Origin of the sequence: Candidatus Kaistella beijingensis (assembly GCF_020084865.1) — a bacterium.
GTDB lineage: Bacteria > Bacteroidota > Bacteroidia > Flavobacteriales > Weeksellaceae > Kaistella > Kaistella beijingensis.
This window is the reverse complement of record NZ_CP071953.1, coordinates 1,643,728-1,665,441: the sequence shown is the minus strand read 5'-3', so window position 1 is coordinate 1,665,441 and position 21,714 is coordinate 1,643,728. Positions and strand designations below refer to the sequence as shown.

The 21,714-nt window shown below is 37.4% G+C and carries 21 protein-coding genes and 1 tRNA gene; 20 read left to right on the top strand and 2 right to left on the bottom strand.

What is annotated here, in order from left to right:
• Positions 1 to 161 precede the first annotated feature (161 nt).
• The 17 genes from J4771_RS07765 to J4771_RS13305 all read left to right on the top strand — a co-directional run bounded on the left by J4771_RS07765 (position 162) and on the right by J4771_RS13305 (position 17,326).
• Positions 162 to 1,685, top strand: a complete 1,524-nt coding sequence (locus tag J4771_RS07765; RefSeq protein WP_224134399.1) for a hypothetical protein — start codon at positions 162 to 164, stop codon at positions 1,683 to 1,685.
• Positions 1,685 to 2,674 (top strand): glycosyltransferase, encoded by a 990-nt coding sequence (locus J4771_RS07760; RefSeq protein ID WP_224134398.1) that lies wholly within the window; start codon positions 1,685 to 1,687, stop codon positions 2,672 to 2,674. Before J4771_RS07765 ends, J4771_RS07760 begins: the two co-directional genes overlap by 1 nt.
• A gap of 88 nt (positions 2,675 to 2,762) precedes the next feature.
• Positions 2,763 to 3,818 (top strand): EpsG family protein, encoded by a 1,056-nt coding sequence (locus J4771_RS07755; protein ID WP_224134397.1) that lies wholly within the window; start codon positions 2,763 to 2,765, stop codon positions 3,816 to 3,818.
• On the top strand, positions 3,819 to 4,931 hold the full coding sequence (locus J4771_RS07750) for a glycosyltransferase family 4 protein (protein ID WP_224134396.1): 1,113 nt from the start codon (positions 3,819 to 3,821) through the stop codon (positions 4,929 to 4,931).
• A gap of 39 nt (positions 4,932 to 4,970) precedes the next feature.
• Entirely contained in the window at positions 4,971 to 5,834 is an 864-nt protein-coding gene (locus J4771_RS07745; RefSeq protein WP_224134395.1) for a polysaccharide biosynthesis/export family protein, read from the top strand.
• A 1-nt stretch (position 5,835) separates the two neighbouring features.
• Positions 5,836 to 8,331, top strand: a complete 2,496-nt coding sequence (locus tag J4771_RS07740; protein WP_224134394.1) for an exopolysaccharide transport family protein — start codon at positions 5,836 to 5,838, stop codon at positions 8,329 to 8,331.
• A 181-nt stretch (positions 8,332 to 8,512) separates the two neighbouring features.
• On the top strand, positions 8,513 to 9,409 hold the full coding sequence (gene porG / locus J4771_RS07735) for a type IX secretion system protein PorG (protein WP_224137796.1): 897 nt from the start codon (positions 8,513 to 8,515) through the stop codon (positions 9,407 to 9,409).
• A 1-nt stretch (position 9,410) separates the two neighbouring features.
• Positions 9,411 to 10,154 carry an isoprenyl transferase gene (locus J4771_RS07730; protein ID WP_224134393.1) on the top strand — a complete coding sequence of 248 codons (744 nt, stop codon included), beginning with the start codon at positions 9,411 to 9,413 and terminating at the stop codon, positions 10,152 to 10,154.
• Positions 10,155 to 10,186: 32 nt separating this feature from the next.
• Positions 10,187 to 12,727, top strand: coding sequence for a BamA/OMP85 family outer membrane protein (locus J4771_RS07725; RefSeq protein ID WP_224134392.1), 2,541 nt, complete (start codon positions 10,187 to 10,189; stop codon positions 12,725 to 12,727).
• A gap of 11 nt (positions 12,728 to 12,738) precedes the next feature.
• On the top strand, positions 12,739 to 13,386 hold the full coding sequence (locus tag J4771_RS07720; RefSeq protein ID WP_224134391.1) for an OmpH family outer membrane protein: 648 nt from the start codon (positions 12,739 to 12,741) through the stop codon (positions 13,384 to 13,386).
• A gap of 33 nt (positions 13,387 to 13,419) precedes the next feature.
• A complete protein-coding gene (locus tag J4771_RS07715) occupies positions 13,420 to 13,914 on the top strand; it encodes an OmpH family outer membrane protein (RefSeq protein ID WP_224134390.1) in 495 nt (164 codons plus the stop codon).
• 61 nt (positions 13,915 to 13,975) lie between these two features.
• Positions 13,976 to 14,461 (top strand): acyl-CoA thioesterase, encoded by a 486-nt coding sequence (locus J4771_RS07710; protein WP_224134389.1) that lies wholly within the window; start codon positions 13,976 to 13,978, stop codon positions 14,459 to 14,461.
• A gap of 67 nt (positions 14,462 to 14,528) precedes the next feature.
• On the top strand, positions 14,529 to 15,395 hold the full coding sequence (rfbD, locus tag J4771_RS07705; RefSeq protein WP_224134388.1) for a dTDP-4-dehydrorhamnose reductase: 867 nt from the start codon (positions 14,529 to 14,531) through the stop codon (positions 15,393 to 15,395).
• A gap of 84 nt (positions 15,396 to 15,479) precedes the next feature.
• Entirely contained in the window at positions 15,480 to 16,154 is a 675-nt protein-coding gene (locus J4771_RS07700; protein WP_224134387.1) for a hypothetical protein, read from the top strand.
• 54 nt (positions 16,155 to 16,208) lie between these two features.
• On the top strand, positions 16,209 to 16,928 hold the full coding sequence (gene bshB1 / locus J4771_RS07695; RefSeq protein WP_224134386.1) for a bacillithiol biosynthesis deacetylase BshB1: 720 nt from the start codon (positions 16,209 to 16,211) through the stop codon (positions 16,926 to 16,928).
• Positions 16,929 to 16,962: 34 nt separating this feature from the next.
• Positions 16,963 to 17,038 (top strand) — tRNA-His (locus tag J4771_RS07690).
• A gap of 147 nt (positions 17,039 to 17,185) precedes the next feature.
• Complete coding sequence (locus tag J4771_RS13305) at positions 17,186 to 17,326, top strand: DUF4160 domain-containing protein (RefSeq protein WP_224134385.1); 141 nt, start codon at positions 17,186 to 17,188, stop codon at positions 17,324 to 17,326.
• 140 nt (positions 17,327 to 17,466) lie between these two features.
• Here J4771_RS13305 and J4771_RS07675 read toward each other — a convergent pair whose 3' ends face one another.
• Both J4771_RS07675 and J4771_RS07670 read right to left on the bottom strand, forming a co-directional pair.
• A complete protein-coding gene (locus J4771_RS07675) occupies positions 17,467 to 17,805 on the bottom strand; it encodes a DUF3276 family protein (RefSeq protein ID WP_224134384.1) in 339 nt (112 codons plus the stop codon).
• Positions 17,806 to 17,920: 115 nt separating this feature from the next.
• Positions 17,921 to 19,582 (bottom strand): ABC transporter ATP-binding protein, encoded by a 1,662-nt coding sequence (locus J4771_RS07670; RefSeq protein WP_224134383.1) that lies wholly within the window; start codon positions 19,580 to 19,582, stop codon positions 17,921 to 17,923.
• A 318-nt stretch (positions 19,583 to 19,900) separates the two neighbouring features.
• Here J4771_RS07670 and nusB point away from each other — a divergent pair, with 318 nt between their 5' ends.
• The 3 genes from nusB (at position 19,901) to yajC (ending at position 21,688) form a co-directional block, all read left to right on the top strand.
• Positions 19,901 to 20,806: a transcription antitermination factor NusB gene (gene nusB, locus J4771_RS07665; RefSeq protein ID WP_224134382.1), complete on the top strand. Its 906-nt coding sequence runs from the start codon at positions 19,901 to 19,903 to the stop codon at positions 20,804 to 20,806.
• 1 nt (position 20,807) lies between these two features.
• Complete coding sequence (locus J4771_RS07660; protein WP_224134381.1) at positions 20,808 to 21,287, top strand: DUF1573 domain-containing protein; 480 nt, start codon at positions 20,808 to 20,810, stop codon at positions 21,285 to 21,287.
• 74 nt (positions 21,288 to 21,361) lie between these two features.
• Positions 21,362 to 21,688: a preprotein translocase subunit YajC gene (yajC, locus tag J4771_RS07655; protein WP_224134380.1), complete on the top strand. Its 327-nt coding sequence runs from the start codon at positions 21,362 to 21,364 to the stop codon at positions 21,686 to 21,688.
• Positions 21,689 to 21,714 lie beyond the last annotated feature (26 nt).

Below are 21,714 nucleotides of genomic sequence, written 5' to 3'. Positions count from 1 at the left end.
CCTTTAGTTTTCGGCAATTTAGAAAAAATACAATATTTTTGCGCGATAAAATACGCCAATGATGAAAATTGACCAGTACATAAAAACCCGTTGGAATCTAGAGAAAATTCGTTATATAAATTCGCGGAATTCTGCTTTGTCTTGCATAAAAATTTAAGATGATGAGTAAATTTTTTTCCAAAGTTTTCTCAAATTCATTTTGGCTGGTTCTTCTTAGCTTATTGATTAAGATTCCGATTTTTTTTACCAAACATCTTCAGGAGGATTCTTTTATCACATGGCGCGTCGCAAAAAATTTGCTGAATTACGGGGTTATTGGTTTCAATGGAGATGAAAGAATTTCTGCTTCTACTACGCACCTGTATGTTTTGGTTTCGGCATTTTTTCAAATGATTTTTGGTGAGCAGTTCATTTATCCGGTACTGATTTTTAGTTGCATTTTGTTTGCAGTCGGCTCCATTTGGTTGGGGAAAATTTTGTTTCCGCACGATGTTCTGAAGCGTGGTTTTTTTGTGCTTTTGCTCAATATGAGTCCGCCTGCTGTGGCTGCGTCATGTCTCGGGATGGAATACGGAATTCTGTTTTTTCTATACAGCGGCCTGATTTATTTCGGAATTTTTAGAGTCAAAAAATGGGCGTATTTTCTGTTTCCGATATTGCTTCTTTGGACGAGAATCGATACCTCGATTTTTCTCGGAGTTTTCTTTTTGGCGGATCTGTTCATCAAGAGAAAAATAAATATTCCCTTTATTTTAGGTGGAATTGCGGGCGTAATAAGTGTTGTAGGATTTAATTATCTGTATTTTGGCGAGTTGGTCAACCATACGATTACCGCGAAAAAAATTGCCTATAAAAATCTCACCCCGAACAATAATCTAGATTATTTGCTTTATCAATGGGCATATTATGGAGGTTTGATTAAAATGCATTCCCTTTCGACTTTTCTGATTTTTATTGGCTTTCTGGGCTTTTTGGGATTTGCCGCTTTCAAAATTGTAAAGGAAAGATCCAAAACACCTTTCAGAACGAAGGTGATTTTGATCGCCATTCTTATATTTGCTTTAACCAAGATCACACTGTTTTCATTTATGAAGGCTTATTTCGACTGGTATTACTGGTTGCCGCGCGTTTTTCTTTTTGCCGTGATTCTTTATTATTTATTGAATTTTGTTCCGTTAAGGAAAAGGCTCTTAATTCCGTCGATTTTTGTATTTTTTCTTGGTTTGTATTTTTTTCAGTTGCTTCAGTCTTACACGATTGGTTATATGGAAGAGACGCAGCGAGTGCAAATTGCAAAGGATATTCAGCGAGAAAACACAAGCATCCATCAATCAATTTTACTGGAGCCTGCCGGAAAAATTCCTTTTTTCACTGGGCTTTATACTTATGATGAGGTCGGCTTGGTGAATAAAAGAATTAATGATGAAATGTTAAAGGATGAAAGTTATTGGTGGATGAACTCTGTGCGGGATTTCGAACCGGATTTCGTTTTGACCATCGTAACGAAACCGGGTGGAAGTTATTATCAGATGAAGCCGCAAGATCATCGGTATTTCGACGACCATTATAAATTTGTAAAAAGTTACCCGATTGCGGAGATCCATCAGAATGCGCCGAAAGTTTTGAGATGGATTTACGGGATCCGCCCGATTGGGAAAGATTATTATCTCTACAAAAAACGATAATGAAAAAAGTTTCTGTAATAGTTCCTGTTTACAACGTGGAAAGTTATTTGGAAAAATGCCTGAATTCATTGGTGAATCAAACTTTGGCAGAAATTGAAATTATCGTGGTAAACGACGGAAGTGAAGATAATTCCAAAAAAATTATTGATAATTTTCAGCAAAAATATTCGCTAATAATAAGATCTTTCTCTAAAGAAAACGGCGGTTTAAGCGATGCCAGAAATTTTGGTCTGGATAAAGCAACGGGAGAATTTGTAGGATTTGTGGATAGTGATGATTATGTGTCGGAGACGATGTTTGAGGAAATGTACCAACTCGCAAAAAAACATTCCGCAGAAATGGTAATCTGTAATTTGCAGAAAGTAGATGAAGATGGAAATGTTACACAAAAACTCACCCAAATTCCGAACATGCCGGAAAAAATTGAGTTGGCGAATAATCTTTCTGTTTTTTCGGATATCAGTTATTTCGCGTGCAACAAGATTTTCAAACGTGAGCTTTTTCACAACAAGTATTTTAAAAAGGGGGTTCACTTTGAAGACATTCAGCTTATTCCACAACTGCTTCTGGAATGTACCATTGTAGCACAAACTCAAAATAATCATTACCAATATTTGGAACGAAGCAATTCGATCACCAAAACGCATACAGAGAAAGGTCTTGATATTCTGAAAGCGGTTGAAGATGTGGAAGTTGCCTTTAATATTTCGAAGTATGCAGATCAGAAGGCAGCGCTGAAAAATTTTCAGATTTTGGAAGGGGTTTACACGTTTTTGGCATATTTGGCATTCGTGAAGGATGATATAACATACAGAAAAATGTCTGGCCAATTAAAAAAATTCATCTCCGAAAAACAAATTTCTGTTTCAGAAATATTGATGTATAAACGTTTTGGAAGGAATTATCTGCTATATTTGCCGTTAAGAAAAAAAATTTATTACCTGCTCTATTTATTTGGTCAGGAAAAACTGCTTCGTAAACTCGTATAAAACACAATTATTGATGCATATTTTACATCCGATATTTATTGTTATATTCATCTTTCTCTCATTTGCGAGTTACTACGAGATTTTTCGGTTGGAACGTAAACAGAGCGTCTTTGTTTGGATTGCAGGAATTTTGGTGGTCATTGCAGTAGGATTTCGAATTAATGTTGGGGCAGATTATCCAGTTTACAAAATGCTCTTCCGGGATTTTTCTATTTACGTAAATTATGGGGATGTTTGGGATAAGGCTGTTTTTCGTCCCAATACCGTAGAGATTGAGTGGATCTTCGTCCTCCTAAACAAAATAATTTTCGATTTCGGTTTGCCGTTTTACATGGTCACTTTCGTGATGGCGGTGATTGCGGTAAGTCTAAAATTTACAGCCATTTACAAAAATGTTGCTTTTCCAACTTTAGCGTTGCTTTTTTACTTCATGCCCATTATGTTCTTTGAAGATTCGGGGCAGATGCGACAGGGAATCGGAATTGCAATCTGTGTGGCCTCCTTCAAATATATCAAGGAAAGAAACCTGTTAATGTTTCTGCTTTGCATGTATATCGCTTTGGGATTCCATAAAACGGCAATCATATTTTTGCCGGCGTACTGGATCGTAAAGATACCGATGAATAAAACGCGCATTTTTTGGGTGCTTATTCTGTCCCTTCTTGCATCTCCTTTTGAATTATATCGACTGGGTGGCAATCTTTTCAGTTCGATGACTCCTGCCGATATTTCGGGCGCCTATACAGGATATCTCGATGACCGATACTACGGAACCCAAGTGGAGACCGGTTTGAACGATATTGTAAAATTAATTTTTATCGCCATCTTAATTCGATATGATAAAGATGGTTGCGAAGAAGTTTGGTGGTACGAATATATGCGTAATTTAGCTGTTTTCGGGATGGCTTTGTTTTATCTTTTCCGTTCCAATGAGATTTTTGCGGTGCGTCTTCCCGGTGCCTACATGTTTTTTGTGACGATGTTTTGTATGCCAAATTTGGTTTATGCAGTACGCGACCGTACAAAACAAATTTTATATGTTGGATTTATGAGTTATTTTGTGGCGATGTTTTTCTATTTTAGTAAAGGAAATGGCTATCGCGGAGGATTTACGTCGGACAGATACAATAATGCACTTTGGTAAATGGATTTAATTAAAGAATTTTTGGAACATATTGGGCTCCCTCTTTTTTGGGTTAAGTTGACTTTGGGAATGGTTTTTTCATTCCTGCTGACTTTTTTTTCTATCCCCACCATCGTGAAAATTTCTCGGAGAAAAAATCTGATGGACGAGCCGGGAACAAGAAGCTCACATTTGAGGAAAATCCCCAATCTGGGCGGCATTGCAATTTTTTATTCTTTGGCAGTATGCGCATCTGTTTTCGCTTTCGAGCTATTTGAAATTTACAAATTTTTATTCGCGTCACTCGTGATACTGCTTTATATCGGTGTTATGGACGATATCGTGGTAATGCGTGCCTACAAGAAACTTTTCGCACAAATTGTGGTTTCAGCTTTAATGGTAATCGGTTCGGATGTGAGGATCAGAAGTTTTTTTGGTTTGTTCGGTATTTACGAACTCAACTATTTTTTTAGTGTTGCCATAAGCATTTTTACCTTTATTATTTTGATCAATGCATTTAATCTGATTGATGGGATTGATGGTTTGGCGGGAGGTTACTCCATCATCTGCAGTGCGCTGTTCGGAATAAGTTATTTTAGGCTCGGCGAATATAATTATCCGTTGGTTGTGCTTTCGGCGGTTATTATTGGCTCGGTTACGGGATTTCTGTATTATAACCTTTCTAATTCCAGAAGCAGCAAAATTTTCATGGGAGATACCGGCTCGATGATTTTGGGATTTTTATTGGCTTTTACCGCAATTTGCTTCATCGACATCTTTATCGACAAAAAATTACCGGGCGTTCCCCGTTACTATCTGCAAGCGGCGCCCTCTATTGCAATGGCCATACTCATATTACCAATTGTGGACACGCTGAACGTAATACTTGTACGTCTTTTCAACGGTAGCTCGCCTTTTACCGCGGATAAAAACCATATACACCATTCATTATTAGACTTGGGTTTGTCGCACCGTAGATCCACAGTTTATATAATTATGTACTACCTTTTTATTGTTGCAGTAGCTTATTTTTTCAGGCATATCAATGTGAATCTTCTACTTCTGATCATTATCGTACTAGGTTTTATAGGAGCCTACATCCCAAAATTCCTACTAAAGCTCAGAGAAAGCTAATTTATTATTTATTATTTTTGCAAACCTACATACATACTGATGAAAAAACTTAAACCCATTTTATTTCTTCTAATATCTATACTGTTTACTTCGTGCATCACCACAAAAGATGTACGCTACATGCAGCCTAATGAAAGTTTGGTTATTAATGATGAAGGTTTAATTCCCTATAATATTCCCATTTATAGAGTTACAAAAAACGACATGCTTACTTTAAACATTGTTACTACGCCAAAAGGAGATGCAGCACAGTTCTATTCAGCCTTAAATTCACAGGCTGGAACAGGTTCTACAGGTGTAGGAGTGGGTTTGGGAGGAGCAATAAGCACTACTGGTGGATTAGGACAAGGTGGTAATGTAAACATCTACTTTAATGGTTTAAAAGTTGATTCGAAGGGGGAAATAAACATTTTTGGGATTGGGTATATCAAAGCTGAAGGTAGAACGATAGAAGATATTACGCAAGACATCCAACAGAGAGTCAACGAAAATTTTGTTGAAGGAAAATCAGAAGTGCGCCTTAATACTGATGGTATTACTTACTACATCATCGGTGATGTTGAAACTGTGGGAATTAGTGGCGAAAAAGTGGCTCATAAAAACACACTGAATCTAAGTGAGGTTATTGCGATTAATGGCGGACTCAACAGAACCATCGACAGGAAGAATGTAGTTATTCACCGCAAATTACCGGAAGGTATCAAGATAGCAAAAGTTGATTTAACCCGAGAAGATGTAATGAATTCCCCCTATTATTGGGTGCAGAATGGTGATGAAATATATCTGAATACAAGAGCTAAAAACTTGAATGGTTTCGGAAAAGATCCAATCAGTACGCTTACTACGGGAGTTTCGTTGCTCACTACGGCAATGTCTATTTACTTAATTTTAACAAGATTTTAAGATGATTCCGGGAAAAGAAACTTCAGGAAAAACCACGGCGGTTCAACCGGAAAAAATTGGCTCCTTTGCTTTTTTTGATTTTGAGCATTTCATCCGAAGAGTGATCAGAAACTGGTATTGGTTTGTTTTGATGGCTGCATTGGGATACAGAATCTCCTATGTCTACAGTAAGTATTATGCACAAAGAATTTATGCGTCCAATCTATCATTAAGTATCTCCAATAATACGGCAAGTTATTTCACGCCAAATCAGTCAATCAATTTCATTTGGGGACAAAACGGTAATCAGGATGGGGTATATCTGAAAAAAATGTTGCTTTCACGCTCCCATAACGAATATTTGGTAAAAGCTCTTGATCTTTATGTGAACTATTCCACAAAAGGGCTCATCAAGGAAACTTATTTGGATAAGTATGATTCTCCGGTTTTTGTAGAAATCGATAAATCCTATCCGCAACAGGTAAATTATCCCATAACTTTGATTCCAAAAGGTGGAGATCGTTATGAGGTAAGCTTGCCTGAAAAAGGAGAATCATCGTCGGTCTACTCATACGAAAAGGAAGGATTTTCCACAATCCCACATTTCAACCGTCCGGTTAACAGAATTGTTTCCATTAACCAATGGTACGTTTCTCCTAATTTAAAGTTCAGAATTATTAAAAATGAACAGCCAAGTTCCATAAAATTTGACAATATTATTGTGAAGCTTGTAACGGTGAACGACATGGTAAACTCGTTGGTAAGTACAATTAATGTGGAGTTCGACAAGGAGATTAATTCCATCATGATCATCAATAAAAAAGGGTACAACCTCAATGGAACGGTAAATTTCCTAAACACCTCCGTAGATGAACTTCAGAAAAAAAGGCTTGTTGACCGCAACACCGTTGATAAAAATACCGAAAAGTATTTGCTGGAGAACTTGGCGAAAATTAGAAAAAAATTAGATTCCAGTGCTACGATCCTAAATCAAATGAAAGTTTCCGAAGGATTGTACGACATCAAAGATCGTGATGAAAAAGCCATTACAAGAATCAAAGATCTTGAAGCAAGAAAAGCTGAACTTATAACAAGAATCAACTCACTCAACAATATCCGAAATACCCTTGCTTCACAAAATTTGGACCGGCTCATCAGTACCAATGCGGCAGGAATCGAAGATGGAATGTTTACCGCCACAATTTCAGAACTTAAGGCGCTGTATGCGAAAAGACGAGAAATGGCTCTCATTTACACGCCCAATTCCGAACCGATGCGGGAAATCAACCGGCTGATAAATGAAGCCCGAGGAAACTCAAACGGCTCCATGCGAAATTATTACAGCACCTACCTTAACCAATTGGCGCAGATCGAAAGAGATATCGCAGGAGCCAATGTAGATTTAGTGACTTTTCCGGAAAAAGAACGGCGATATTTGGATGCAGAAAGAGGCTATAGCATGATTGAAGCTACGTATAACAGCTTGCTAACCAAACAGAACGAAACTCAGATACGTGTAGCGACCAATAAATCAGACATCACCGTAATCGATCCCGCCAAAAATTTAGGACAAGGCCCAATTGCTCCCGATGTTGAAGCAACAAAATATTCTATCATTGGAGGACTATTGTTGTTGCCATTACTATTTTTAGGGGTTACTGAAGCCATGGACAACAGAATACGTAACATCAAAGAATTGCTTCAAGCCACGCGAATCCCACTTTTGGGAGTGATCGGTAAGAATTCCCACGACAACAATCTAACTGTTCTGGAACAGCCAAGATCTTCAATTTCGGAGGCGTTTAGAGGAATTAGAGCCAATTTAAGATTCCTTCATAAAGAAGATCAAAAATCTAAAGTGATTTTGCTTACCTCTTCAGTGGGCGGTGAAGGTAAAACTTATGTCTCTATCAATATCGCTTCAGTTTTAGGATTAAGTGGAAAAAAAACGATCCTGTTGGGAATGGATTTAAGGAAACCTAAAATTTTTGGAGATTTCAAGATTGATAACAAGTTCGGCATCTCCAATTACCTTACAGGCGAGGTAGAGATGGAAAAAATCATCAACCAGACCAAAATCCCAAATTTACATGTTGCTACTTCTGGGCCAATTCCCCCAAACCCATCTGAACTTTTGATGAGCGACCGTAACATCAAGTTTATCGAAGATTTAAAAAACTATTACGATTTCATCATCATTGATTCACCACCGGTTGGATTGGTTGCAGATCCCTTTGAACTGATGAAGTATGCGGATGCAAGTATTTATGTTGTGCGACATGAATATACTGAGAAGTACATGCTTAAAATGATTACAGAGAAATACCACAATCAGGAAATAAAAAATCTTGGACTGGTTTACAATGATTATCAGGTGAAGCAGGGTTACGGCTACGGTTACGGTTATGGTTACGGCTACGGTTATGGTTACGGCTATTTTGATGAGGACAAAAATTATCAGGAGCCGACCCTAATCAAGATCCGAAACAAAATCCGTAAAATCTTTGGAAGGAAATAAAACAAAACCCTCTCAACGGAGGGTTTTTGATTTAGTAATATCATAAAAGGAATTTTTTGGCGTTTTTAATTCAAAAAATTATGTCTTTTTGAGGTTATTTAACTAAAAATTAAGAATTTCCTTAAGCTAAAAAAGTTTTATATTTGCAAAATTGTTTATGAAAATTGATGTGCATTCTCTAATGCTAAAAAAACTGGTTTACAGCTGCTTCATCGTGATTTTAATATCCGCGTCTCTCAAAGGGCAACGGCATGAGATTGGTGTTCAGTTGGGAACTAGTAACTTGGTGGGAGATATTGGAAGAACCAATTATATTTTTCAGAAGCCAGTTCTCAGTAATTTGGCCGATTATGGGATTCCTATTTATGGGGCGGTATTGTACCGAATGAATTTTAATCCTTATCAAACCGTTAGGTTAAATATTGGTTACAGCAACATTCAGTTTATTGATGCTTTGGCCAAAGAAAAATACAGAAGGGACCGAAAACTATGGGGAACCAATTCTGTAATTGAGGCCGATTTGATTTTTGAATACAATTTCTTTCCGGTGAATGATGAACAGAAGAGTTTGCTCAGTCCTTATGTATTCGGAGGTTTCGGCGGCTTACTGGTGAATACGCCGCAAATGACTATTGAAAACGATTTTCGCAGAGACGCAGGAGGAAACGCGATCGCTCCAAACAATTCTTCAGACTTTACAACAACGGCCTCATATACTTCATCGGGAAAAAAACTTACGATGGCTATTCCGTTTGGGATAGGGTTGAAATATAAATTTAATTATAACTGGGCGCTATTTGGCGAATTCATGTTCAGGCCTACTTTCTCAGATTCTATAGATTACAGTGTTATTGATACGAAGAACGTGAAGGAAACCTTTAATAAAGATATCGTTGTATCAGGAACCACAAAATCTTTGCTCCAAGAGAGTCCATACAAAGAAATTGCAGAAGCCAGAGCAGCCGAAATCCTAAAAAACCGCCAAATCGGCAACATCAATTCAAAAGATTGGGTCAATACCGTTTCTTTGGGATTAAGTTACTCATTCGGAAGACCACCTTGTTATTGTGAACAGTAAAATGCAGTCGTATAAAGAAAAAATAAGCCGGGAAAATTTGCCGAAACATGTCGCCATTATTATGGATGGTAACGGAAGGTGGGCAAAATCCCGAGGCGAAACAAGAACTTTCGGGCACAAACACGCCATTCAAGCAGTACGAAATGCGGTTAATGCCTGCAACGAAATCCACATCCCCTATTTAACGCTCTACACTTTTTCTTCGGAAAACTGGAACCGTCCACAGGATGAGGTAACTACTTTGATGACGCTTATTTCCGAAACAATGTTATTGGAGGCGGAAGAAATTTTTACCAAAGGTTTGCGCATGCACGTAATAGGCGATCTGGATAAGCTTCCTGAATTGGTGCGTGATCAAATGCTGCATCTGGTGGATATTACCAAAAACAACAAAAGAGGAAATTTAATACTTGCTTTAAGTTATGGTTCGCAAAACGAAATTCTTAATGCGGTAAAGAAAATAAGTTCAGAAGTAAAAAACGGCGAACTGGAAATCGAGGATATTGATGAAAAAGTTTTCGAAAATCATCTTTATACCAAAGATATTCCTCCAGTAGATTTATTGGTGCGAACAAGTGGAGAAGTAAGAATCAGCAATTTCTTGTTGTGGCAGATCGCTTATGCAGAGCTACAGTTCCTAGACATCTTGTGGCCAGATTTCGGTAAAGAAGATTTTTTCCGTTGCATTTACGATTATCAGAACAAAGAAAGGAGATTCGGTAAAACCAGCGAACAGCTGGACTAAAAAATATAAAAGAAAAGTTAGCAAGATAAAAAATGAAGTTTAAATTCTTACCCATCATCATGTTTGTGGCTTCGGCACATTTCTATGGTCAAATCACCCCGGAGCAAAAAAATCAGGACAATAACCCTGTTTATGCACAAAACGAAACAGGAACCTATATCCTGAAAGATATTGTGGTAGATGGCGTAAAAAAATATACCCCTGCACAAATCTTAAGATTTACTGGGCTTTCCAAGAATGAAAGTGTAGAAATTCCGGGACAAAAAATCAGTAACGCGATTAAGAAACTTTGGGAAACACAATCTTTTTCAGAAGTTGAGGTTTATGTTCAAAGCATCGAAGGAGATCAAATTGTGCTGAGATTTAATCTGCAGGATTTAAAAGATTTAGGCGAAGTTAAGTTCACCGGGAAAGGCATTGGCAAATCAAAAAGCGAGAAACTCGCAAAAGACAATAAGCTTAAACCCGGAACCAAAATTACCCAAAATCTTGTCTCCACTCTAAAGACCAACATTCCAAAAGAATACGTAAAAAAAGGCTTTGCGGATGCCAAAATTACTATTCAGGATAAAGTAAACGCGCAGGATCCAAACCTTGTAGATTGGACAATTAACGTAGACAGGGGCAAAAGGATAAAAATCAGCCATATCGAATTTGAAGGAAATGATAATGTGTCCGATAGAAAATTGAGGAAAAAAGGTTTCAAGGATACCAAACAACGAAGACTGATCGGAGTTGGCGCAATTATGAAGCCTTCCAAATTCATCCAGGAAAAATATGATGAGGATAAAAATAACTTAATTAGCTACTACCGCTCTTTGGGTTTCCGTGATGCCAAAATTGTTTCAGATTCAGTTTGGAGAAATCCTAAAAATGACTATGAAATTAATGTAAAGCTTTCTGAAGGAAAAAAATACTACATCGGAGATATCAATTTCCTTGGAAACACTGCTTTTTCGACGGATTATTTGCAAAAAATTTTAGGCTACAAAACAGGAGATATTTATGATGCGGTAGGATTCAATAAAAAAGTGGGTGAAGATGGAGGCAAGGAAGACGATTCCGATATCAAGTCCATCTACATGAACAACGGATACCTTTTCTCGAATGTTACGCCGATTGAAAAATCGGTTGTGGGTGACTCCATTAATCTTGAAATCAGAATCAGCGAAGGTGAAAAGGCAACCTGGAACCGCGTAACTTGGAGTGGAAATACCACAACGCATGACCACGTAATTCTCCGTTCACTCCGTACAAAACCGGGAAGTTTATTTGCAAAAAGCGACATCAAGAGAACCTATTTCGATTTGGCAGGTATGCAGTTTTTTGATCCACAACAAGTTGGGCAACAGGTAACCCCTAATCCACAAGACAACACAGTAGATATTCACTGGACGCTCGTTGAGAAAGGCTCATCACAAGTTCAGTTGCAGGCTGGTTACGGTGGTGGTTCATTTATCGGGACACTTGGTTTAACCTTTAATAATTTCTCCTTAAAAAACTTCTTGAAGTTTAAAGATTTCAAGCCGGTACCACAAGGAGACGGGCAAACACTTTCCATTCAGGCGCAAGCTGGACAGTATTTTCAAAATTATGGAATCTCATTTACTGAGCCATGGTTATTCGGAACAAGACCCACTGCGCTTTCAGTTGGGGTAAATCAATCGTTGGTACGTTATGATGACCAATACGGAACAAAACAGAAATTAAACATTTTCTCAGCAAGTGTAGGATTAAACAGATTATTGAGATGGCCGGATGATTATTTTTCGCTTTACACCGGTATTCAATATCAAAGTTATGATTTCCAAAACTATCCGTTCCAATTTGGAAATACAACAGAATACAATGGTTCAGCGAAAAACTTCAGCTTTAATATTGGCTTAAGCAGGAATTCAGCAGGTCTTGATCCTATATTCCCGACACAGGGGTCCAATATTGAGGCATCTGTAAAATTTACACCACCTTATTCACTTTTCAGCGACAAAAATTACAGCACGATGACTGCGGTTGAAAAGTATAAATGGCTTGAATTTTATAAAGTAAAATTAAAAGGCGATATTTACAACACCGTAGTGGGAAAAATGGTTTTAAGAACTTCTGCAGAAATGGGTTTCCTCAACGGATATAACAAAGAATTGGGAGCGCCACCTTTTGAGAGATTTTACGTGGGCGGAACCGGATTAATGGGTGGAAGATATGATGGTCGCGAATTGGTACCTCTAAGAGGTTATGAAAACGCTTCCTCAACCGGTGGAGATTTGAATGATGTTACTCCTTATGGAGGTGCAACCATCTACAACCGTTTTGCTGCTGAGTTACGATACCCGATTTCATTAAACCAAACCGCAAAAATATTTGCGCTCACCTTCCTGGAAGGTGGTAATGCTTGGAATTCTTTCGGCAAGTATAATCCATTCCAATTGAAACGTTCAGCAGGATTTGGCGTAAGAGTTTACATGGGTGCCTTTGGTTTAATTGGATTCGATTTTGCTTATGGATTCGATAAAACGTTAATGGGAACTGAACCATCAGGTTGGAAAACACACTTCCTCATGAACCAGTCGTTATAAAATGAATTGAAATGAAAAACATTAGATTATTTTCAGTAATACTCCTCATTTTTGCGGGATTATTGAATGCCCAAAAAATAGGGGTAGTCGATACCGACTATATTTTAAGCAAACTTCCACAATACAAGGAAGCCGAAGCAAGGCTCAATTCGCAGATTACCAGTTGGCAAACAGAAATTCAAACCCTCCAAACTGAGTTTGATAAAAAGAAAGCGGCTCTTGAAAACGAGCGTGTCCTTTTGGTTGGTGACCAGCTGAAGCAGCGTGAGAAAGAAGTGGATGATTTGGATAAAAAAATTAAATCCATGATTAATAACCGCTTCGGTATGATGGGCGAAATCAATAATGCAAGGTCCAACCTCACCAAACCTTTCCAGGATCAGATCTGGAATGCCATTAAAACGGTATCAGAAAAAAATGCTTTGGGCATAGTTCTTGATAAAAGCAACAACATTAGTGTAATTTTTCTTGAAAAAAGGTATGATTACACAGATAAAGTGTTAGATTTGCTGTTGAAAAATTCCGGCGCAAAAAGATTAGAATCAGGGCAAAAAAGCAATGTCGGAAGTCCGGTACGAAACGACGATGAAGAAAAAGTTAGATTGATGCAGGGAACCGATAAAAGAGCGGAAGAAATGCAGCAAAAAAAGAAAAATTAAAAAACAACCAATAAATTTTATTTAACCTCAATTATGAAAAAATTAAGTGTATTATTTGCAGCAGTGATGATGTTGATGACCGTTGGAGTTGCAAAAGCTCAGAAAGTGGCATCTATGGATTACGAAGCAGTTTTAGCTGCAATGCCAGAAACAAAAAAAATGACTACAGATTTAGATACGTTCAGCAAAACAAAAGGTGACGAACTAAACAAACAGGCAGAAGCTTTCCAGAAAGAAGTTCAAGCTTACCAGGCAGAAGGTGCTAAAATGACAGAAGCACAAAGAACAGCCAAAGAAAGCGAATTGCAGAAAAAACAACAAAATTTGCAACAGCTTCAGCAAACTGCTCAACAAGATTTGGCTTCGAGAAGAGATACAGCGGTTAAACCAATCATCGAAAAATTGAACAACGCAGTGAATAAAGTTGCTAAAGCAAACGGTTTCGATTTTATTATTGACGCGACTGCATTGATTTACAAAGGAGGTCCAGATGCGACTCCGCTTGTTAAAAAAGAGTTAGGTCTGTAAGAACTTATTTTAAAATCCTAAACCATCCCGAATTTCAGGATGGTTTTTTTAATTTTGCAAAATGGAGAAAGAACTTTCAACCACCGTAAAAGTACGTTTCAGCGACTGCGATCCGATCGGACATTTGAATAATGTGAAATACCTCGAATACATGCTGAATGCGAGAGAAGATCATGTGGAAAGCGGCTACGGTTTTACTTACGAAGAATACACAAAAAAAACAGGCTGTACCTGGGTGACCGTTCAAAACGAAATTGCTTATTTGAAAGAAGTCCGCTACAATTCTAAAGTCCAAATTTCAAGCAAAACCATTGAAATTGGTGACCGACTTTCAAAAGTGGAAATCCTGATGAAGAGCGAAGACGGCAAAACTATTCACAGTATTTTATGGCTCACCGTGATTTACTTTGACATGAAAACACGAAAGGCTGCAACTCATCCTGAAGAAACAAAAGCACTTTTCCGGAAATTCCTGGTTAAATTGGAGGAAACCGATTTTCAAAGCAGAGTGGCAACTTTTAGAAAACATAATAAAACAGCAAAATAAGAACAAAAATTAGATATCTTTTAGAAATCTGCGTCATCTGCAAAATCTGCGAGAAACAAAATATAAAATGAAAAAAATCCTCATCATCGGCGGAAAAGGACAACTGGGAAACTGCTTCCAAAAAATTGCACCCAATTTTGAAGACCGATACGAATTCAACTTCACTGATTCCCATACTTTAGACATCACCGATTCTGAACAGGTTTCTGATTATTTTTACGATTATAAACCTGATTTCTGTATCAATGCATCTGCGTACACCGCAGTAGATTTGGCTGAAACAGAAAGTGAAAAAGCATTTGCAGTAAATGCAGACGGAGTCGCCAATTTAGCCGAAGCTTGTACAGAAAATAACTGCACCCTAATTCACATTTCAACCGATTATGTTTTTGATGGCGAAACCAATATTTCCTATTCCGAAGACGATTTTACCAATCCGCAAGGAGTTTACGGCGCATCCAAGAGAAAAGGTGAGGAACTTGCTTTAGACCTAAATCCTAAAACAGTGGTTATCAGAACTTCGTGGTTATATTCAGAATTCAACAAAAATTTTGTGAAAACGATGTTGAATTTGTTCTCCATCAAAGATGAATTGGGAATTGTCTCCGACCAGTTTGGGCAACCAACCAATGCGAATGATTTAGCAGAAGCGGTGATGAAAATAATTGAAACAGAACCAAAAACTTACGGAATTTTCCACTTTTCCAATTATCCGGAAACTTCGTGGTTTGGATTTGCCTCAAAAATTGCCGAACTTTCAAATTCAAAAATTAAGTTGAACGCAATCACCACGGAACAGTTTCCAACACCTGCCAAAAGACCGAAAAGAAGCACCATGTCTTTAGACAAAATCGAAAAAGAGTATGGAATCGAACCAAAACATTGGGAAAATTCCTTGGAAGAATGTATAGAAATTTTAAAGCAGGATAAATAAACGTATCAATAGGAATGGGCTTTAGTCCATTTTATTAAATATAACTTCCATCGGCTTTAGCCAAAATTTAGTGTTGATTAAAAAATGAAAAAAAGCATCCTTTTATTCTTAGTGATTCTTTCGCAACTCGTTTTTGCGCAGAACGTCATTTTAAATAAAGTCGAAAAAACCCATTCCAACTCGGACAAGTTTTTCTATAAAATAAATTCAGAAACCGTTTCCGCAGAATACCTCGGCGAACTTGAAGTTCAAGGATTTTCCGATGACGACGTGAATGTGTTCGGAATGGTTTACAAAAAAGCCAAAGAAATCGGCGCAAATGCCTTCTCATGGAAACCTTTTGAAAGCATCGATGGAACTACTCAAACTTTCGACCCAATTCATTACAAACTGAATTTATATTATCTTCCACAAACCGATTTTCGAAAAGAAGATAACGTGATTTACCTGATTTCGTCACCTTATAAAAAACAGACAATTTCAATCGACAATAAAAATACAGTTTTTGAACCGAGAACTTTTAGAAAATTAAAACTAGAAAACGGCGTAACTACCATTTCTACAAGAAAACTTTTGGGTTCTTCTATTAAAATTTCAGCACAGGAAAATCAGCCCGTTCAATATTTTCAATTGTCTGCATTTTCTGTGAACAACAATCCTTATGGTAACGCTGGAATCAATTTGAAATCAGGCGATATCACGAAGTTAGAGCAATCGTACGGACAGTTTTTGACGATGATATACGAGTTTAAAGAGTAACGAACTATATCAAACCACTTCAAACCATTTCAAACCACATCAAACCCAAATCGTATGAAAGTTGATATTCTTGCAATCGGTGCACATCCAGACGACGTTGAACTCGGTTGTGGCGGAACAGTCGCCAAATTAATTTCCGAAGGAAAAACCGTTGCAATCGTGGATTTAACCCAAGGCGAACTCGGAACACGTGGAACGAATTTCACAAGAGCAGAAGAAGCAGCAAACTCAGCCAAAATTTTGGGGATTTCTTCTCGTGAAAATTTGAAGATGAAAGATGGCTTTCTTACAAATAGTGAAGAACACCAAATGCAGATTGTAAAAATCATTCGTAAATACCAACCAGAAATTGTTTTGGCAAATGCAATCGACGACCGACATCCGGATCACGCAAAAGCTGCGAAATTGGTTTCAGATGCTTGTTTTCTTTCGGGTTTGGTAAAGATCGAAACCGTTTCTGAAGGTGAAAACCAAAAACCGTGGCGACCGAAACAGATTTTTCACTACATCCAGTGGAAAAATATCGCGCCGGATTTTGTGATTGATATTACCAATTTTATGGAGAAAAAGATTGAAGCTTGTCTTGCTTTTAAAACGCAATTTTATGACCCAAATTCCACAGAACCAATGACTCCGATTGCGACAAAAGATTTCTTGGAAAGTTTGACTTACAGAGCGCAGGATTTGGGCAGGCTTTCAGGAGTTGAATTCGCAGAAGGCTTTACAACAGAAAAACTTTTGGCCTTCAAAAATTTCGACGGAATAATTTTGTAATATTTGCAAAAGTCTTATATTTGCAAACTCAAACGGTGATTGTAGCTCAGTTGGTTAGAGCGTCGGATTGTGGTTCCGAAGGTCGTGGGTTCGAGACCCATCATTCACCCAAAACAAAACGCACTGATTTTCAGTGCGTTTTTTATTGTCAGTGAATCAATATTTTCTTTCTTTTCACAATTTGAATTTCAATTTCATTATATTTATAAACAAGAGGAAATGCCTGTAATTCGCTATGTTATGGCATTGCTGCTTTAATGTATTGTTATGACACAAAGCATCACAACATCCCACATATTCATGTTCAATATGCGGAAGACGAAGCGGTAATTTCAATTCCCGATGGGGCGTTTTCAAAGAACTTAAAGATACCGAACTTTTCAAAAATGCACATTTAATTTTGGGAACGGTATCGTGGAATGACGAAATTGATTTCTCTCCCGACACGCTTTATCTCGACAGTAAAAAACTTATACCAAAATAAATCTCCCGAAATTTCGGGAGATTTGTTTTACTTAATCATTGAAGTATTCTAAAATTATTCAATTTCCTCGTCCGATTCAATCGTAAACGAGCGTGACTTGAAGTCTTTGTCGTGTTTCTCGGAAATCACATCCTCACCTTTTTGTGAGATTATAAAATCGGTTGATTCTTTAAACATGTCCTCAAAACTCTTGAAATCTTCCTTGTAAAGATAGATTTTATGTTTCTCGAAAGTCGCTTCACCATTCTCCCCAAAGTTCTTTTTGCTTTCGGTAATTGTAAGATAATAATCTCCCGCTTTCGTTTCGCGCACATCAAAGAAATATGTTCTTCTGCCTGCTTTCAACACCTTGGTGAAAATTTCGTTTTCGTGGCGTTCCTTGTAGTCACTCATTTGTAGATATTTTTTGAAATCTTATTGTAACAAATATAAAAGATTTCTTTTAATTGCAAAATTTATTTTTAACTTTTTGTTAAGAAAATTGAATTATCGATAAAGATTCTGCATTTTAAGCCGACGCTGTGTTTTCTACTTCCGTGAGATTCAATATTTTATCTGCTTTGTTCGCAGTTGATTCTCTGTGAGTGATGATGATGGAAGTCGTGCTTTGAAGTTCGTTTTCAATGTTTTGAAGGATGTTTTCTTCCGTTTCCGTATCTAAAGCCGAAAGCGAATCGTCAAAAATGAGGATTTTAGGTTCTTTAATTAAAGCTCTCGCAATCGCGATTCGCTGTTTTTGCCCGCCTGAAAGCATCACGCCGCGTTCACCGACCATTGTTTTGTACTGGTCTTTGAACTCGATAATGTTTTTGTCGACATCCGCTTTTTTTGCGTATTCTTCAACCAATTTCAAGTTGGGTTTGTCAATGGCGAAACCGATATTATTTTCAATCGTGTCAGAAAAAAGAAAACTTTCCTGCGGAATATAACCAATAAATTTTCGATAATTTTCAAGATTATGGTCTTTCAAATTTTTGCCATCAACAAGAATTTCACCTTCAGTTGGATCAATCAAACGTGCAAGAAGAAGTGCGATGGTGGATTTTCCGCTTCCCGTTTTCCCCATTATTGCTAAAGATTTTCCGGCTTCGATTTTAAAACTTAAATTTTCCAGGGCTTTAATTCCCGTATTCGGATAAGTGTAGGAAACGTTTCGGAATTCGATGTCGCCTTTAATCGGATAAACTTCATGATTGGTATTAATGATTTCGGATTTCATATCCAAAAATTCATTAATTCTCGCCATGGAAGCTTCTGCACGTTGATTCACTGAAGTTACCCAACCCACCATTGAAAACGGCCAAATCAAAATATTGATGTAAAGGAAAAAGTCTGCGATTTTACCCACGGAAAGTTCATTCGCCAAATATTTTTGTCCACCGATAAAAAGAATGACTACATTCAACAAACCGATGACAAATAAAATGATGGTAAAAAAATACGCTTCTGTTTTTGCCAAATCCAGGGCTTTGTCTTGATAGTCTTTAACTTTAATTCCGTAATTTTTCTCGATGTATTTTTCTTTCGCAAAGAACTTAATCACCCGAATTCCCGAAAAACTGTCCTGAACAAAAGTCGAAACCGCAGATTGACTTTTCTGCATAATTTTCGATTTTCTGTTGATGATGGAACTTACTTTATAAATCACAAACGATAAAATCGGCAACGGAAGAAGCGACCATAAAGTCATCGGAACACTCGTGTTGAGCATGTAAATACTTGTGATAATCAGCAAAATCAGCAAATTTACCACGTACATTACACCGGGACCGAGATACATTCTTACCGCGACAACATCTTCGCTTAAACGGTTCATCAAATCCCCAATCGTGGTTTTTTTGAAATCTGTTAAAGACAATTCCTGATAATGTTCGTAGATTTTATTTTTAAGTTCGTATTCAATTCTTCGCGATGCAACAATAATTGTTTGACGCATCATAAAGGTAAAAAAACCTGTAAGCAAAGAAGAGCCAACGATAATGGCAACGTAAATCAAAACCTGCTTATTAAAACCAAGCGTCTCGGTGTGAGAAATTGCGTCAACCGATTTTCCTACGAATTGAACTTTATAAATATTAAAGAAATTACTTGCGATAATGAACAGAAATCCCCAAAACAAAAGGATTCGGTGCTTCCAAAAATAAGGATTTAGGGTTTTTAGTGCGTTCATAAATGGGTTTCTGCTTTCCGCAATATGCGTTCAGCGTTTTGAACTGCAAAAGTAAGAAAATGAAATTTGATTTAATTCTTATCTAAATATAAAAACTTAAACGGAAAGACGCAAAAATTATTAAAACTGTAGAATGCAATTTAAGGGCGCAAAGGCGTTTCACTTAGCTAAGCGAAGCGGCTTTGAGTTCTTGAGACAGATTATTTGCGTCTTTGCTTTTAAAAAACAGCTCCCAAAAGATTGCAACCCTTTCTTCCTGCCTCCATCTTCCATCTTCCAACTTTTTCCTATCTTTGCACCCATAAAAAGTTCTTTGAAATGTTAGGAAGAAGACAAATCCGCGAAAAAGTTGTAGAATCGCTGTATTCTTATCACCAAAATCCCATCAAGTTTGATGTTTTAGAAAAAAATATGTTTTCCGAAATCGAGAAAATCTATCACCTCTACATTTATCAGCTGAATTTTTTGGTCGCGCTAAAAAACTTGGCGGAAAGACAAATCGAAATCGGTAAAAACAAATACCTGAAAACCGAAAGCGAAATCAATCCCAACCAAAAATTCATCAACAACCAAATTCTCAATAAAATTGAGGAAAATGAGGAGAGACTTTCCTTCACCTCAAAACATCAGGAATTGAAATGGGACCAACACGATGACTTATTGGTAAAGACTTTTCAGCGAATGACCGCCGGAAAACGTTATCAGGATTTCATGAAGGAAGATGGGTATTCTTTTGAAGAAGACCAAAAATTTATCGGCAAACTTTTCTTGAGATATATTGCCGAAAACGAGGATTTCCACGAACATTTGGAAGAAAAGGAAATGAGTTGGGCAGATGATTTTCACATCTCGAACTCCATGATTCAGAAGACGATCGGCTATTTTAAGGAAGATGAACCAAGTCACACTTTAATTAGGATGATTAAAGATGATGAAGACCGCGAATTTGCAGCAAAACTTCTGAGACAGACCCTCAATCATTGGGAAGAAAGCGAAAAGAAACTCGAAGACAAACTTGAAAATTGGGACATGGACCGAATTTCTTTGATGGATAAAATCATCCTCATCGCAGCAATTTCTGAAATTGACTATTTCCCATTAACTCCGGGAAGAGTGATCATCAATGAATACATCGAGATTTCAAAGGTTTTTTCTACCGACCGTTCCAACATTTTCATCAACGGAATTTTAGACAAATACACGAAAGAAATAAACAGAAATTAAAATGAAAAATTTAATTAAAGTATTACCACTTATTGCAGTACTAAGTTTAACGAGCTGCAAAAAAGACCAAAAAGCTGACCAATTAATTGTTGAGGAACAACAAGCGGTTGAAGCTCCTGTTGTGCAAACGCAAGATGAATTAGTAAAAGAAGCACAATCTAAACCATTGACAACTCTGGCTTTATCGGAAGCAAACTTCGATTTTGGAAAATTGAAAAAAGGAGACCACGTTGAACATATTTACGAAGTAACCAACACGGGAACAAATCCTTTAATTATTTCCCAGGTAAAACCGGGATGTGGTTGTACGGTTCCTGATTATACAAAAGATCCGATTCTTCCGGGACAAAAAGGAAAAATCACCTTGAAATTTGACTCTACCAATTTTGATGGCTTGGTGAACAAACAGGCAGAAGTTTATGCAAACGTGGAAAAAGCTCCGATTGTGTTGACTTTTTCTGCCGATATTCAACCAAACTAGTAATTTTAAACCGAATTTTTTTCCCTTCCGTAAAGGGAGAAAAATTCTCTGATAATAAATAAAATAAGTTAAAAATGATTACAATATTTTTACAGGCAGCTCCTGCAGGAGATTCCATGTTGCCGACAATGTTAATGATGGGTGCAATGTTCGTGGGATTTTATTTCCTGATGATCCGTCCACAAATGAAGAAAGCGAAGCAGGAAAAAAACTTCCAGGAATCACTTAAAGTTGGAGCAAGAGTGGTGACCACTTCGGGAATGCACGGAAGAATCGCACAAATCCAAGACGATGGAGTAGTGATTGAAACCCTTTCCGGAAAATTGAAATTTGAAAAGGCGGCAATTTCTCGAGAATTCACGCAGCAAAGATTCCCTGATTCCGCGGATGACAAGAAATAATTTCCTTTAAAATACTTTTAAAAAGC